12 protein-coding genes are annotated in these 14,567 nt (G+C 67.4%); 5 read left to right on the top strand and 7 right to left on the bottom strand.

Annotated features, from left to right (window positions below):
• Nucleotides 1-193: 193 nt before the first annotated feature.
• The 4 genes from AC1RGU_RS20200 to AC1RGU_RS20185 are packed head-to-tail and all read left to right on the top strand — an operon-like array spanning nucleotide 194 to nucleotide 7,679.
• Nucleotides 194-4,930, top strand: a complete 4,737-nt coding sequence (locus AC1RGU_RS20200) for an Ig-like domain-containing protein (RefSeq protein ID WP_492697596.1) — start codon at nucleotides 194-196, stop codon at nucleotides 4,928-4,930.
• Nucleotides 4,931-4,981: 51 nt separating this feature from the next.
• Complete coding sequence (cnbZ, locus tag AC1RGU_RS20195; protein WP_492697594.1) at nucleotides 4,982-5,734, top strand: 2-amino-5-chloromuconate deaminase CnbZ; 753 nt, start codon at nucleotides 4,982-4,984, stop codon at nucleotides 5,732-5,734.
• A 38-nt stretch (nucleotides 5,735-5,772) separates the two neighbouring features.
• A complete protein-coding gene (locus AC1RGU_RS20190) occupies nucleotides 5,773-6,804 on the top strand; it encodes a TRAP transporter substrate-binding protein (protein WP_492697592.1) in 1,032 nt (343 codons plus the stop codon).
• Nucleotides 6,805-6,833: 29 nt separating this feature from the next.
• Entirely contained in the window at nucleotides 6,834-7,679 is an 846-nt protein-coding gene (locus tag AC1RGU_RS20185; protein WP_492697590.1) for a fumarylacetoacetate hydrolase family protein, read from the top strand.
• A gap of 56 nt (nucleotides 7,680-7,735) precedes the next feature.
• Here AC1RGU_RS20185 and AC1RGU_RS20180 read toward each other — a convergent pair whose 3' ends face one another.
• Both AC1RGU_RS20180 and AC1RGU_RS20175 read right to left on the bottom strand, forming a co-directional pair.
• Complete coding sequence (locus AC1RGU_RS20180) at nucleotides 7,736-8,206, bottom strand: hypothetical protein (protein ID WP_095746724.1); 471 nt, start codon at nucleotides 8,204-8,206, stop codon at nucleotides 7,736-7,738.
• Nucleotides 8,207-8,211: 5 nt separating this feature from the next.
• The gene (locus tag AC1RGU_RS20175; RefSeq protein WP_307589336.1) at nucleotides 8,212-8,481 is read right to left on the bottom strand and encodes a hypothetical protein; all 270 of its coding nucleotides are present in this window, start codon (nucleotides 8,479-8,481) and stop codon (nucleotides 8,212-8,214) included.
• Between the two features lie 304 nt (nucleotides 8,482-8,785).
• Between AC1RGU_RS20175 and AC1RGU_RS20170 the strand changes: the two genes are divergently transcribed.
• Nucleotides 8,786-10,999: a TonB-dependent receptor domain-containing protein gene (locus tag AC1RGU_RS20170; protein ID WP_492697587.1), complete on the top strand. Its 2,214-nt coding sequence runs from the start codon at nucleotides 8,786-8,788 to the stop codon at nucleotides 10,997-10,999.
• A 24-nt stretch (nucleotides 11,000-11,023) separates the two neighbouring features.
• On the opposite strand, the gene lhpI is transcribed toward AC1RGU_RS20170, so the two are convergent.
• From lhpI to AC1RGU_RS20145, 5 genes are all read right to left on the bottom strand, one after another.
• A complete protein-coding gene (gene lhpI, locus AC1RGU_RS20165) occupies nucleotides 11,024-11,974 on the bottom strand; it encodes a bifunctional Delta(1)-pyrroline-2-carboxylate/Delta(1)-piperideine-2-carboxylate reductase (RefSeq protein ID WP_492697585.1) in 951 nt (316 codons plus the stop codon).
• Nucleotides 11,971-12,840, bottom strand: a complete 870-nt coding sequence (locus tag AC1RGU_RS20160) for an alpha/beta hydrolase (RefSeq protein WP_492697583.1) — start codon at nucleotides 12,838-12,840, stop codon at nucleotides 11,971-11,973. The genes lhpI and AC1RGU_RS20160 overlap by 4 nt, the downstream gene beginning before the upstream one ends.
• The gene (locus tag AC1RGU_RS20155) at nucleotides 12,837-13,409 is read right to left on the bottom strand and encodes a 3'-5' exonuclease family protein (RefSeq protein ID WP_159272961.1); all 573 of its coding nucleotides are present in this window, start codon (nucleotides 13,407-13,409) and stop codon (nucleotides 12,837-12,839) included. Before AC1RGU_RS20155 ends, AC1RGU_RS20160 begins: the two co-directional genes overlap by 4 nt.
• The gene (locus tag AC1RGU_RS20150) at nucleotides 13,406-13,945 is read right to left on the bottom strand and encodes a 2'-5' RNA ligase family protein (protein ID WP_095746719.1); all 540 of its coding nucleotides are present in this window, start codon (nucleotides 13,943-13,945) and stop codon (nucleotides 13,406-13,408) included. Before AC1RGU_RS20150 ends, AC1RGU_RS20155 begins: the two co-directional genes overlap by 4 nt.
• 70 nt (nucleotides 13,946-14,015) lie before the next feature.
• A complete protein-coding gene (locus AC1RGU_RS20145) occupies nucleotides 14,016-14,561 on the bottom strand; it encodes a hypothetical protein (RefSeq protein ID WP_492697581.1) in 546 nt (181 codons plus the stop codon).
• Between the last annotated feature and the right edge of the window lie 6 nt (nucleotides 14,562-14,567).

Here is a 14,567-nt window from a genome sequence, read left to right as displayed (position 1 = left end):
ATTCACTTTTTTCAGGCCCGAACTTTGAAGCACAACCTATGCCAAAACATCACCATTTACCCTGAGCAATGATCTAAATATTCGAACCCTCCCTTCGAAATTCAATGCCGTTCGCGCACGCATCCGCTGCTAGATTCCGGTCGAATCTTTTCCCACCGAAAGATGGCGTCCGATCGAATTTGCGAGGATGAAAATGAGCACCAAGAAAGTTCTTGCGGTAGGTTTTCTTTTCGGCTGTGCGTTGCTGACGCATGCGGCGATCACCGGGGTGAACCCCCTCGACACGATCAGGAAGGCCGCCACCAGCATGGCCTCCGCGGCCGCTGACCTGGTGGCCGATCCCTTGCCGCTGCAGGGACCCGGACTGGGCAACCTGACCTACACGCAGGCCGAGCTGTTCAAACCCATCTCGATGATCAAGGAAGAGGTGGACACCGGCGTCGGAGCCGGCACCGGCGCCGACGTGCCGAAGATCCCCGGTGGCAGCGTGACGCACCCCACCGCCGGGTACACCAAGTACCACTACGGCCAGAACGTGGGCCTCATGATCAACGGCTACTTCCTGACGACGTTCACGCCCGACGGCGGCCTGGGCCCCGGTGGCTTCCTGCTCTACGACGTCTCCGATCCGCGCAACCTGCGGCTCGTCAAGCGCATCTACGAGCCGGACGGCCGCACCAAGGAACTGAGGGAGCCGCATTCCATCGGCATCGCCACCATCGGCGGCAAGCAGTACGTCGCCGTGCCCAGCGTCTTCGGCGTGGAGTTCTGGGACTTCACCGACATCAACGACGTCAAGCAGGTGAAGAAGCTGGTGCTGCCCAACGTCAACAAGGGCGACTACAACAACGTGAGCTGGCAGCTGTGGTGGCAGGCGCCCTACCTGTACGTGGCGGCGGCGGAGCAGGGCGTGTTCGTCATCGACGCCACCGACCCCGCGAACGCGGTGCTCGCGAACCGTGGCGCAGGCAAGCCCAACCCGATACCGACGGGCGAGCTCGGCGGCTTTCGCGTGGGACCGATCTTCACCATGGGCAACCACATGGTGCTGACGTCCATGACCAACACCAGCGGCTTCGCCAGCCTGGACATCTCGGACCCGCTGAATCCCAAGGTGCTCGACACCGTCTCCGGGTCCACCGCCAGCTACTACTCCACCTGCTTCGACGGCAAGAAGGTCTACGCCTCGGCGCAGGAGAGCGGCGGCAAGATGTACGGCTACGACCTGAGCGACCGCTCGCGCTTCGTGGCCGAGGACAACCGGCTGGTGATCAACCAGCAGCTGTACTGCAGCACGCAGGACAACTTCGTGTTCCAGGGCGCGCAGAACTACATCCACAAGGTCGATGTGAGCAACCCGCTCAACCACGTCGAGGTCGGGCGCGGCGGACTGTTCGCAACGACGCATCCCGATTTCTCCAGCTCCGACCACGGCCAGGTGTCGCCGTTCGGCAACCTGATCTACGTCGGCAACGACCACGGCTCGGGCAGCGGTTTCATCGTGCATGCAGTGGACCCCGACACCACCAAGCCCGAAGTGAAGCAGGTCTCGCCCGTGAACGGTGCGAAGCAGCAGGCCCTCACCTCGCGCATCGGGCTGGGCATGACCGACAGCATCCGCCCGGAGAGCGTGAACGCCAACACCTTCATCGTGCGCCCGGTGGGCGGCAACACGCTGGCGGGCACCTACAGCGTGCAGCTGGGCATCGTCAACTTCCACCCCGCGCAGCCTCTGCAGCCGGGCACGAGCTATGAAGTGTTCCTGCCCGCCAACGGCCTGAAGGACTATGCGGGCAACGCCATCGCGGCCGACTACCGCTCCACTTTCAACACCGGCAACGCCAACGACATCAACCTGATGCACCACTGGGCGCTGACGGGCAACCTCGGTGACCAGATCAGCGCCAACAACGGCACGCCCGCCACCGGCGATGCGTTCGAGAGCATCGGCCTGAACTTCGCCAACCGCACCACGGGCGTGCAACTGAAGAACGACAGCGTGTCCACCACGCTGGGCGGCACGGCGTCGCTGAGCTTCTACATGAAGACCACGCAGGCCGGCGCCGCGAACTCGTGGACCGCGCCCGGCATCTTCGGACGCGACCAGTCGCCGGGCGTCGACGACGTGTTCTGGGGCTGGCTCGACAGCACCGGCAACATCAAGCTGTCGGTGGGCGACCACGCCGGCACGCGCTCGCAAAGCGCCGTGAACGACGGCAACTGGCACCACGTCGTGCTCACGCGCGACGCGGCCTCGGGCGCGCAGGCGGTGTACGTCGACGGCGTGAAGACCACGTCGACCGGCCCGACGGGCACCAAGGGCCTGTCGACCAAGTTCCAGCTGCTGGGGCAGATCCAGGGTAATGCGGCGCTCTTCAAGGGCACGCTGGCCGAAGTGCGCGTGTACGGCCGCGTGCTCGGCGACACCGACGTGGCCGCGCTGCGGGCGCAGGCCGTGATCGGCGATCCCGGCATCGTGGGCGCACCGAAGATCGTCAACGGCCAGCTGAACTTCAACCCGGCCACGCTCGGTGCCACCGGCGCGCAGTTCCGCTGGAACTTCGGCGACGGCACGCAGAGCGCGTACGCCTCGCAACCCGGCGTCACGCACACCTACAGCAGCCCCGGCCACTACACCGTGACGCTGACGGTGAAGGCCGCGAACGGCCAGGAGACCTTCTACACCTACAACCTCACGGTGATTGCACCCGTCACGGCGGCGGCGCCGACGCACACGACCAACATCGCAGGCGATGCGAACGCGGTGTACGCGGTGAACCCCGACAGCGGCACCGTGGCCGCCATCGACGCGCAGACCTTCGCCAAGCGCTGGGAAGTGCGCGTGGGCGATGAGCCCAAGACGCTGGCCGTGGGTCCCGACGGTCGCATTTGGGTCACGGTGCAGGGCGAGGACAAGCTCGTGGCGCTCAACGCAGCCGACGGCACGCTGTCGACGACGGTGCCGCTGGCCTACGGCAGCGGCCCGTACGGCGTCGTCTTCACGCCCAATGGCACCAAGGGCCTGCTGACGCTCGAGAGCAAGTCGGCCCTGGTCAGCTTCGACCCGACCACCGGCGCCGCCACCGGCACGCTCGCCCTGGAAGGCAGCGTGCGCGGCATCGCGGTCGATGCGGGTTCGCAATCGGCCTACGTGACGCGCTTCAAGTCGAAGATGACGGGCGGCCAGCTGCACAAGGTGAACCTGCAGAGCTTCAGCGCCGCCACGCCGATCGCGCTGGCGGTCGACACGACCACGGTCGACACCGAGGCGGCCTCGCGCGGCGTGCCCAACTACCTGAGCCAGGTGGTGATCTCGCCCGACGGCGCGCGTGCGCTCCTGCCTTCGAAGAAGGACAACATCGTGCGCGGCACCTTCCGCGACGGCCTGCCGCTGGAGCACGACAAGACCGTGCGCTCCATCCTGTCGCAGGTGAACCTGCAGACGGCCGCGGAAGTGTTCAGCGAACAGCTCGACTTCAACGACCGCGCCCCCGCGCGCGCCGCGCTGTACTCGCCGGCCGGCGACTACATCTTCGTGGCGCAGATGGAAGGCAACCGCATCGCCATCGTCGATGCCTACAACCGTTCGGTGCGCGGCGAGATCAACGCCAGCAGCGCGCCGCACGGCCTGTACCTCGATGCGGCGCGCAAGCGCCTGTACGTCAACAACTTCCTGGCGCGCTCGGTGTCGGTGCACGACGTGGCGCAGGTGCTGTCCTCGGAGTCGGCTGCCCCGGCCTTCCTGCAGAACATCACCACGGTCGCGCAGGAGCCGATGGCCGCCGCGGCGCTGCGCGGCAAGCAGGTGTTCTACAACGCGTCCGACCGGCGCATGAGCATGAACAACTACATGTCCTGCGCGAGCTGCCATGCAGACGGCAGCGACGACGGCATGGTGTGGGACTTCACCCAGCGCGGCGAGGGCCTGCGCCGCACCATCAGCCTGCAGGGACGGCGCGGCACGGGCCACGGCAAGCTGCACTGGACCGCCAACTTCGACGAGGTGCAGGACTTCGAGCACGACATCCGCAACGAGTTCGGCGGCACGGGCTTCCTGACCAACGCCGACTTCTCGGCCACGGGCGACCCGCTCGGCGTGCCGAAGGCCGGCCGCAATGCGCAGCTCGACGATCTCGCGGCCTACCTGAACTCGCTGAACAAGTACATGCGCAGCCCGGCCCGCGCGGCAGACGGCAACCTCAGCGTGGACGCGGTGCGCGGCCAGACCGTGTTCAACACGGCGCAGTGCGCGACCTGCCACACGGCCGGCAGCCTGCGCGACGGGCTGCGGCACGACGTGGGCACGATCCAGCTCTCGTCGGGCAAGGGCAGCAACCAGCCGCTGGCCGGCGTGGGCTTCGACACGCCGACGCTCTACGGCACCTGGAGCAACCCGAGCTTCTTCCACAACGGCCAGAAGGCCACGCTGCAGGACGTGCTCGCGGGCGGCCACGGCAATGCATCGAGCCTGCCGGCGGCCGACCTGCTGGCGCTGGGCGAGTACGTGAAGTCGTTCGACACGGCACCGGCGATCGACACGCGCATCCGCTCGGAGGTCAACAACCTGTGCGTCAACGTGTCGGGCGGCTCGACGGCCAGCGGCGCCACGGTGGTGCAGTGGGCCTGCGGCAACGGCGCCAACGAGACCTTCACCGTCAACAGCAGCGGCGGCTACAGCCAGTTCGTCGCGAAGCACAGCGGCCTGTGCCTGGCGCAGGGCAACACCAACGCCGGCGGCGGCCCGGTGGTGCAGCTGGCGTGCACGGCGGGTGCGGCCACGCAGTGGAGCGTGGTCGGGGCGACGCTGCGCAACCGGGTGTCTTCGGGTGCGTGCCTGGATGTGCCCGGCTCGACCACCACGCAGGGCACGGCGCTGTCCACCTACGCCTGCCATGGCGGGGCCAACCAGCGCTGGAGCCAGATCCCCTGAGCTCCTGTGCCCGTTCTCTCTTTTTCTCTCGCTCTCCAAAAAGGAAATCACGTGTCGGCACTCCAACTCTCCCTCCCAGGCGGCTATCGGTTCATTCCGGGCGTCCAGCAGTACTCGGCTGGCGTGGCCGCCGAACCTGGGTTTCGCATCGAGCGCGTGCGCTTCCTGGAGCCCCTGCCCCTGAAGCAGGGCTTTCGTCGCATCAAGGAAATCCTGGAGGAGGCCTCGCGTCCGCTGGCCGCCTTCTGCGCGTGCGAACTGCGGTCCCCGGCACCGTTCACCGAACAGGGCTTCGTCGAGTTCAACAACCTCTACGTGGGCACGTTGAAGGAATGGGGGATCTTCATCGGCGACCTGAATCCGGTGGCGCGAAGCAACGTGTGCCCCGCGCTGTCGCCGCCGTCGGAGCCTTCGTTCCATGCCTTCAGCTACACCGTGCCCGACGCCGACGCGGCGGCATCGTTCGTGGTGGCCGGCAGCGCCGAAGCGCCGGAAGGCAAGGGGCACTACCGCGACCATGCCGTGCGCCTGGGCGACACCTCGCCGCCCGCCATCCTGAAGAAGGCGCAGTGGGTGCTCGATGAAATGGAACGCCGCCTGGCATCGCTGGGCTTCACCTGGGCCAGCACCACGGGCTCGCAGCTGTACACGGTGCACGACATCCATCCCTTCATCGCCGACGAGATCGTCAGGCGCGGTGCCGCGCGGCACGGGCTGACCTGGCACTACAACCGCCCGCCCGTGGTCGATCTCGAGTACGAGATGGACTGCCGCAGCGTCCAGTTCGAACGCGTCGCGGTCTGACCGCGCGCGGGTCGCCACACCTTCTCACCGAGACACCCATGTCCAAAGCTCTGCCGCATCGCCTGGCCGCCACCTGCCTCGTCCTGAGCGCGTTCCTGGCGGCCGGCCTCGCCGCTGCGCAGAACATCCAGGAGCGCACCTTCAAGTTCGCCTTCGTGAACCAGAAGGAGCATCCGCAGGGCATGGGGGCGCAGCGCTTCTCGGAGATCGTCGAGAAGAAGAGCGGCGGCAAGATGAAGGTGAAGCTCTTTCCTTCGGGCGTGCTGGGCGGCGATGCCTCGGTCATCGCCTCGCTGCAGGGCGGCACGGTGGAAATGACGATGGCGATCCCGGGTTTGCTGTCGGGCATGGCCCGGGAGTTCTCGCTGTTCGACCTGCCGTTCCTGTTCAACAACGAGAAGGAAGCCGACTTCGTGCTCGATGGTCCGGTCGGCCGCAAGCTGCTGGACAAGCTGCCCGAGAAGGGGCTGATCGGCCTCACGTACTTCGAGCACGGCTTTCGCAATGTCACCAACAGCCGGCGGCCGGTGGCGAAGATGGAAGACCTGCAGGGCCTGAAGCTGCGCGTGATGCAGATCCCCGTGATGATCGATGCCTTCCGCGCGCTGGGCGCCAACCCGTCGCCGCTGCCGCTGCCCGAGGTCTACACCGCGCTGGAGCAGAAGGCCGTCGACGGCCAGGAAAATCCGTACTCGCTGGTGGAAGCCTCGAAGTACTACGAGATCCAGAAGTACGGCTCCAACACGCGGCATGTGTTCAACCCTGTCGTGCTGCTGTTCAGCAAGAAGCGGTGGGAGCAGCTGTCGGAAGACGAACGCAAGATCCTTCTCGATGCGGCCCGGGAGACGCAGCCCTTCCAGCGCGCCGCCAACCGCGACGTGAACGCCAGGGCCGCCGAGTTCCTGAAGGGCCAGGGCATGGTGCTGACCGAGTTCCCCGCCGCCGAGCGCGAGCGCCTGCGCGAGAAGCTCGCGCCGGTCACGGACAAGCATGTCAAACAGATCGATCCGGCGCTGACCCAGGAACTGTTCTCCGAGCTTGGCAAGGCGCGCGGCAGCGCCGCCAGATAGCCAGCCAATCAACCACCAAGGAATGACGAATGAAGCTGTTGCGTTACGGGGCCGTCGGCCAGGAAAAGCCGGCGATGCTCGACGCAGAAGGCCGCTTGCGCGACCTCTCCATGCACGTGAACGACATCGCACACGAGGTGCTGTTGCCTTCCGGCCTGGCGCGCCTCGCCGCGCTGGACCCGCAGAGCCTTCCGCTGGTGGAGGGCGCCCCGCGGATCGGCGCCTGCGTGGCCGGCTCGGGCAAGTTCATCTGCATCGGGCTCAACTACTCGGACCACGCGGCCGAGACGGGCGCCACGGTGCCGCCCGAGCCCATCGTTTTTTTGAAGGCCACCTCGGCGATCGGCGGACCGAACGACGTGCTCGAGATTCCGCGCGGCTCCACCAAGACCGATTGGGAGGTGGAGCTGGGCGTGGTGATCGGCAAGACCGCGAAGTACGTCAGCGAAGCGGACGCGATGGACCACGTTGCGGGCTACTGCCTGATCAACGACGTGTCGGAGCGCGCCTTTCAAACCGAACGCCAGGGCCAGTGGACCAAAGGCAAGTCGGCCGACACCTTCGGACCGATCGGCCCCTGGCTCGTGACACCCGATGAAGTGCCCGACCCGCAGCAGCTGGACATGTGGCTGGAGGTCAACGGCGTGCGGCGCCAGAGCGGCTCCACGGCCACCATGGTCTACGGCGTGCGTTACCTGATCGCGTACCTCTCGCAGTTCATGAGCCTGCGCCCGGGGGACATCATTTCCACCGGAACCCCGCCCGGCGTGGGCATGGGGTTCAAGCCGCCGGTCTACCTGAAGGGCGGCGATGTCGTCACGCTGGGCATCGAAGGGTTGGGCACCCAGCGGCAGGTTGCCACGCAGTTCGACTGAAGGGGCGGTGGCAGGGGGCGGCAGCGGGCCGTGAGGCGCCCGCTGCTGCCGCTGTGTCAGACCAGCGTGGCGCTCACGCCGCGCTGCACCACGGGCGCGATGCCGGCGTAGAAGAACGCCAGGCTGTCTTCCGGCCCGTTGACGGCGCGCCCGCGCACCTTGGCCATCGCGCAGACGCCGACCTGTGCACTGTCGGGGCCGATCACGAGGACGAAGGGGTTGTCGTCGTCGCCACGCAGGTAGCGTCCGCCGAACTCGCGGCGTGCGGTTTCGAACACGTAGGCCGACGCCAGGAAGTGCAGGTCGTCGGGCAAGGGCGCCTGCTGCTGGAAGAAGTCTTCGAGCACCTGGTCGACCAGGACCAGCGAGGCTTCGGAGTAGTCGAGCGCCGCGCTGTCGATGGGCGCGCCGGGTTGCGAGAAGGCGCCGATGAAGTCTTCCGCCTGCGAGGCCATGCCGGCCTCGAGCGTCGACGGCATTTCCACTTCCGGCTGCTTTTTCTTCTTCAGGAAATCGAACAGTCCCATGGTGTTCAGGCCTGCACCGCGGCCGACAGTTGCCGAAGCATGGCCGACTGCCGCGCCTCTTCGGCGTCGCGCAGGCTCTTCGCGGCGCGCGCCGCGACGTAGGTGACGTACAGGGTCTCGACGGCCCGCGCCCATTCGTGCGCCTTCTGCGACACGCCTTCCGCCTTCACCGGCGAGCCGGTCGCCATCGGCGTCGACAGGTCGTCCAGCGGACGGGCCGGGACGTCGACGCCGGCCTTCCCGAGGATCACGGCTTTCTGAAGGATGGTGAGCATGGCGGACCTCTCTTTTTTCTTGTTCCAGAGTAACAGCGCCCTTCGCGGGCTGCCATTCGCCAGATGACGTATCCGCCCCCGAATTCAAGATGAACTTTCGACTGACATGGGGTTTGTCTGGGTGGCCGGAAGCAGGGCCTACACGAAGCGCCATCGGCCTCTCGCAATGTCCCTTCGATGGTTCTGGATGCAAATAATATTTGTTTTCATTCTCAATAGAATTGATGCTGATCAGTTGGTACGCAACAACAACGCATCCCGAGAGCGGCCCTGTTTTTCCTGCCGTTTCCCGTGGAGTTTTTGCATGTTGTTTTCGCGTTGCGGCCGTCGGCCGCGTCCGTCGGTGCTGGCGCTGGCCGCCGCATCTCTTTTTTCTCCCGCCCTGTTCGCCCAGACGCCCGCTGAACAACAGCTGCGCGAGGTCGTCGTCAGCGCGACCGGCTTCGAGCAGGAACTCAAGGACGCGCCCGCTTCCATTTCGGTGATCACGCGCCAGGAGCTGGAAACGCGCCAGTTCCGCGACCTGGCCGAGGCGCTGCAGAACGTCGAAGGCATCGACGTGGGCGGCTCGACCGGCAAGACTGGAGGCCTGGACATCTCGATCCGCGGCATGCCCAGCGACTACACGCTGATCCTCATCGACGGCCGCCGCCAGAACGTGGCCGGCGACGTGACGCCCAACGGCTTCGGCGCCGCGCACACCAGCTTCATGCCGCCGCTGGCGGCCATCGAGCGCATCGAGGTCATCCGCGGCCCGATGTCCACGCTGTATGGCTCCGACGCCATGGGCGGCGTGGTCAACATCATCACGCGCAAGGTGGCGCGCGAATGGGGCGGCCAGGTCACGATGGAAACCGGCATCCCGCAGGACAGCGAGTGGGGTTCGCAGGCGCGCTCCAGCGTCTATCTGAGCGGCCCCGTCGCCACCGACCTGCTGGGCCTGACCCTGCGCGGCAACATCTACCGCCGCGAGGCTGCCGACTGGGTGCTGGCCCCCGGCCAGGCGCAGCCCGCGACGGCCCGCAACCCGGCGCCCGCCGAGAGCCGCCAGCACAGCGTGGGCGGCCGTTTGATGCTCACGCCCAATCGCCAGCACGACATCTGGCTCGACGTGGAATCGGGCCGCAGCTGGTACGACAACGAAGACGGCCGCCTGGGCACGCGCGATGCCGCCGCGCCCAACCGCACCGGCAACAACCCGCCGGGCTACCTGGACGCGCTGCGCTTCAATCGCGACCAGGTCGCCATCGGCCACACCGGGCGCCTGGGCTTCGGCACAGTGGAAAGCAGCCTGATGCACACCACCACCGAGACCGTCGGCCGCACGATTCCGGGCGGCGCCATCCCGCGCAATGCCGCGGCCCGCCGCACCGTGTACTGGCTGAACGAAGCCGACCGCGGCCGCGCGCGCGAACTCAAGACCACCAACCTCGTGCTCGACAGCAAGCTCGTCGCGCCGGTGGGCGACGCCCACGTGCTCACCGTCGGCGGCCAGTGGTGGGACGCCAAACTGGTCGACGGTTTGCTGCCGCGCTCGCAGAGCCAGACGATGTGGGCGTTGTTCGCCGAAGACGAATGGCGCCTTGCGCCCGGCCTCACCGCCACGCTGGGCGGTCGCTACGACCACCACAGCGCCTTCGGCGGCCACGTGAGCCCGCGCGGCTACCTGGTCTGGGACGCCACGCCGCAGTGGACCTTCAAGGGCGGCGTGAGCAAGGGCTTTCGCGCGCCGCGCCTGAACCAGCTGATCGACGGCATCAGCGGCGTGAGCGGCCAGGGCGCCACGCTCAACATCGGCAACCCGAACCTCAAGCCCGAGACCAGCACCAGCACCGAGCTGTCGGCGCTGTTCAACAACCAGAAGGGCCTGACCGCCTCGGCGACCCTGTTCCACAACAAGGTGAAGGACAAGATCGCCAGCGGCGGCGACTGCAGCGTGGCGCGCATCTCCAGCTGCATCGTCGACCCGACCGCCAACTACTCGGTCAACGTCGACCAGGCCAAGACCTGGGGCATGGAACTGAGCAGCCGCGTGCAGCTCACCAAGGCCTGGGGCCTGAAGGCGGGCTACACCTGGACCGACAGCGAAGTGATCGAAGGCGGCGTGAAGAACGGCAAGCTGGCCGACACCGCGCGCCACCTGCTGCATGCGCAGCTCGACTGGAACCCCGACGCCAAATGGCGCTTCTGGCTGCGCGGCGAGTACCGCGGCAAGAGCCCTCGCTTCACCGGCGACCCGGCACGGCTCACGGGCAACAACCTGGCGATCTACCGCGCGGTGGGCGACATCAAGGCCTACCACCTGTTCCACCTGGGTGGCTCCTACCAGGTGTCGAAGAACGTGCGCCTGAACGCCAACATCAACAACCTGTTCAACAAGGACTTCCGCAAGTTCCAGCAGGTGAACCTGGCGGGCACCTCGGCCTGGGTCAACGAATACTTCCAGGGTGGCGCGTCGGTGGCGGGCACCACGCCGGCCGGACGCACGATCTGGCTGTCGGCGAATGTGACGTTCTGACGCTGACGGCGGGCCGCGCGGACCTCAGGGGGCCGTGCGCGCCTGCCACACCAGCGTGGCCGCGCTCAGGTCTTCGAGCGCGCTGCCCACGGCCTTGAACACCGTGCGCTCGGCATCGCCCGTGCGCCCGGGCCGCGCGCCACGGCACAGCTCGGCGAGCGTGCCCTGCACCGCGTCGGCACGCAAGGTGCCGGCCGCGATCGCATCGAGCAGATCGCCGGCCTTCTGCAAGGCTTCGGGCGTGTCGATGAAGGTGCGCGTGCCATCGAAACATTGCACATCGGCTTCGCGCATCGCGGGCGTGAAGCTGCCGATCAGGTCCAGGTGCGCGCCCGGTGCGAGCCATTCGCCGCGCACCAGCGGCGTGGTCGCCAGCGTGGCGCAGCTCACGATGTCGGCACTGCGCACGGCCGCTTCGAGGTCGGTGCCGGCCGCCTGCGCGTTCCATCCCTCACTTCGCCATTGCTCGGCCAGAGCTTCGGCGCCCTCGGGCCGGTGGTTCCACACCCACACCTCGTCGATGGGTCGCACGCTCGCGTGCGCGGCGGGCAGCATGCGCGCGATGCGGCCGGTGCCCAGCACCAGCAGCTTGCGCGCGTCGGCGCGGGCCAGGAACGAAGCGCCCAGCGCCGAGGCGGCCGCCGTGCGCCGCGCGGTGATCTCGTTGCCGTCCATCATCGCCAGCGGCACGCCGGTGCGCGCGTCGTACAGCACGTAGGTCGCGTGCGGCCCCGGCAGGCCGCGCGCGCCGTTGCCCGGAAAGATGTTGATCGTCTTGATGCCCAGGAAGCCCGCGTCGCTCCACGCCGGCATGATCAACACCGTGCCGCGCGTGGCCGCGTCGCCGCCGGTCTCGATGCTGTGCACGTGGCGCGGCGGCACCTGTGCCTCGGCCGCGAAGGCGGCGCGCAGCGCGGGCACCAGCCGATCGAAACCCAGGGGGGCGGCGGTGGCGGCTTCGTCGAAGTGTTTCATGGGCGGGCAGGCAGCGCCGGGGCGCTGTCGAAGAAGGTGGTGAGGGCTTGCTGGTACGTGGCGCCAAAGCGCGGCGCGGCCATCGGTTCGAGGTGGCCGGCGCCCGGCACCTCGATCAGCTGCTTGGGTTCTTTCGCATCGGCCAGCAGGCGCTGGGAGTGGCCGTGCGGAATCACCGCGTCGGCCGTGCCGTGAATCAGCAGCAGCGGAATCGGCGCGATGGCCGCGACGAACTTCGAGGCCGCGTAGTCGTCGCGCACCAGCAGGCCGGCGCCCGGCAGCTTGTCGTTGGCGATCGAGCGGTACGAATAGAAGGTCGACTCGATCGCCACCGCCTTCACGCCGGCCCGGCTGCCCGAGCCCACGGCCGCGATCGCGTTCGTGCCGCCCAGGCTCTGCCCGAAGACGAACAGCCGCGACGCATCGACGTCCGCGCGAGCGCGCACATGGTCGAGCGCGGCATTCGAATCCTCGAACACGCCGCGGGGTTCGGGTTCGCCGTCCGATTCGCCATAGCCGCGGTAGTCGAACACGAAGACGTTGTAGTCCTGCGCGGGCAGCCACGCGACGAAACGCCAGTGGCTGCTCATGTTCTGCGCGTTGCCATGGAAGTGCACCACGGTGCCCTTGGCCGCCTTCGGGTCGGCCCGGCCCGCGGCGGGAATGAACCAGCCGCTCAGGCGCGTGCCGTCGGCGCTGGTGAAGCGCACGTTCTCGTAACGCAGGCCCAGCGCGTCGGGCGTTTCGTAGCGCACGCGGTCGGGGTAATAGAACATCGACTGCACGCAGCCGCCGAGCAGGAAGAGGGGCAGCGCGGCCAGCGACATCCACCAGCGGCGAGCGGGTGCGGCGGTGGTGGTCGTCATGCCTGCGGTCCGCCGGCCCGCCGGCTTTCGGCGAGCATGTTGCAAAAGAGGGCGCCTTGCTCGATGGCGTCGTCCAGCGCCACGTGCGTGTGCGGCAGCCCGGCGTCGAACCAGCGGCGCGGCATCGCGCGCTTGGTGCTGTCGCGGTAGCCGATCTTCAGCAGGGCCATCGCGAAGCTCTTCATGTCGAGCGCCGAATGGCTGAAGGGGCTCTCGCCCGCGAAGCGCATCAGGTACCAGTAGACGAACAGGAAGTCGAAGCCCGCCGGGTACGCCACGAACACCGGCCGAGCCTTCAGGCCCTTGAGCCACGCGACGTAGTTCTTCATGGCGTGCGTAGGGTCCTGCAGGTCGGTGCGGCACGCGGCCCAGGCCTCGGGCTGCGTCTGCCACCAGGCAGCCGTCTTGGGGTCGGCCTCGGCGCCGGGCAGCGTGTGCAGGTTGGCGCTGAAGGTGGACACCAGTTGCTTGTCGGCCGTGTAGGCGGCCGAGCCGAAGCTGAGCATCGAGTGCGGGCCGGGGATGGGGCCGTCGGTTTCGACGTCGGTGCTGATGTAGATCTCGGTCATGGGCGAAGGACCGTCGCGGGGGCGGTGAGGGGGAAGACATGCATGTCCAACCACTGCCCCGACGCGTTCTCGATGAGCACGACCTCCGTGCAGCGCGCCTGCACCGGCCCCGACGCAAGCAGCCGCGCCTGCAGCTCGAGGGCCGCTTCTTCCGCGTGCAGCGCGTTGCCGTGCGCCACCGACAGATGCGGAACGATGTCGTCATGCGCGCCGTCGTACGGCGGGAACTCGGGAAACTCCTTCACCAGCGCACGCGTCATTTCGATGAACGGCGCGGCGGGCTCCGGTGCGAGGTAGGCGGTCTCGGGAAAGCGCCCGACCTTGCCGAGCACGAACGAGAACGGCGCCGTGCGTTGCAGCACGCGTCGCGCGCGGGCGAGCACCTCGTCGGTGATCAACGCGGGGTCCATGAAAGGAACGAGCAGCGTGATGTGGGCGGGCACGCCGAGCGCCACGGTGGGATCGAAGCGGCGGCGAAGGTCTGCGGCGATGGTTTCAGCCGCGGGAACCTTCACGGCGAATGCGGAGATGGGCATCGGGCGGAGGATAGCCCATCGATGCTCCGATTCGCTCCCGGAAAACGCGGCGATGAAGGCCCCTTCTGCCTCAAAAGAAGTCGGCCTCCCGCAGTGCTTTCGCGGCGATCACCAGCCGTCGGACGGTGATGCCGATCTGTTCGTGTTCCACCCCATTCGACAAGACGGCGCCTGCATGGAAGTCCGGCTCCAGGGTGACCCGGTAGCGCATCTGGAAGCGGATGGCGCTGTTGATGGTCTCGATGACCATGTACAGCGCGTTCTCGTTGAACTGCTTGCCGGTCTTGGCGCCGGAGGCCTTGAGCACCTGCCAGTCGTCCTGCTTGTGAGCTCGAAGGTCTCCCAGATCGTGCTGCCAGGCATCCAGCAGCTTGTCGCAGATGGCCAGCCCGATCTGGTCGTTGGGCGCCGATGCGTCGAGCACGATGGGCGTGCCGGTCTCGGCGATGCTCGTGGTCGAGGAGACGATGTACGTGCTGTCCCCGTACAGGTACAAGACCGCGCGCAGTTCCTTGCCGGTGCGCAACCTGGCGTCGTTGATCTCGACGGCGGAATGGTCGGGCGACGCCCTCCTGGCGGGCTCTTCCTTGGGAGCTTTCTTCAAGAAATCGAACATGGACAG

This window comes from Variovorax sp. GW823-FHT02B07 (genome assembly GCF_058797695.1).
The sequence above is the reverse complement of the archived record's forward strand: the minus strand, read 5'-3'. Positions and strand labels throughout refer to the sequence as shown.

What these genes read in the sequence shown, in the direction of transcription:
- AC1RGU_RS20200 (WP_492697596.1), top strand. Translation starts at nt 194, where the DNA reads ATGAGCACCAAGAAAGTTCTTGCGGTAGGTTTTCTTTTCGGCTGTGCG.
- AC1RGU_RS20190 (WP_492697592.1), top strand. Translation starts at nt 5,773, where the DNA reads ATGTCCAAAGCTCTGCCGCATCGCCTGGCCGCCACCTGCCTCGTCCTG.
- AC1RGU_RS20185 (WP_492697590.1), top strand. Translation starts at nt 6,834, where the DNA reads ATGAAGCTGTTGCGTTACGGGGCCGTCGGCCAGGAAAAGCCGGCGATG.
- AC1RGU_RS20180 (WP_095746724.1), bottom strand. Translation starts at nt 8,206, where the DNA reads ATGGGACTGTTCGATTTCCTGAAGAAGAAAAAGCAGCCGGAAGTGGAA.
- AC1RGU_RS20175 (WP_307589336.1), bottom strand. Translation starts at nt 8,481, where the DNA reads ATGCTCACCATCCTTCAGAAAGCCGTGATCCTCGGGAAGGCCGGCGTC.
- AC1RGU_RS20170 (WP_492697587.1), top strand. Translation starts at nt 8,786, where the DNA reads ATGTTGTTTTCGCGTTGCGGCCGTCGGCCGCGTCCGTCGGTGCTGGCG.
- lhpI (WP_492697585.1), bottom strand. Translation starts at nt 11,974, where the DNA reads ATGAAACACTTCGACGAAGCCGCCACCGCCGCCCCCCTGGGTTTCGAT.
- AC1RGU_RS20160 (WP_492697583.1), bottom strand. Translation starts at nt 12,840, where the DNA reads ATGACGACCACCACCGCCGCACCCGCTCGCCGCTGGTGGATGTCGCTG.
- AC1RGU_RS20155 (WP_159272961.1), bottom strand. Translation starts at nt 13,409, where the DNA reads ATGACCGAGATCTACATCAGCACCGACGTCGAAACCGACGGCCCCATC.
- AC1RGU_RS20150 (WP_095746719.1), bottom strand. Translation starts at nt 13,945, where the DNA reads ATGCCCATCTCCGCATTCGCCGTGAAGGTTCCCGCGGCTGAAACCATC.
- AC1RGU_RS20145 (WP_492697581.1), bottom strand. Translation starts at nt 14,561, where the DNA reads ATGTTCGATTTCTTGAAGAAAGCTCCCAAGGAAGAGCCCGCCAGGAGG.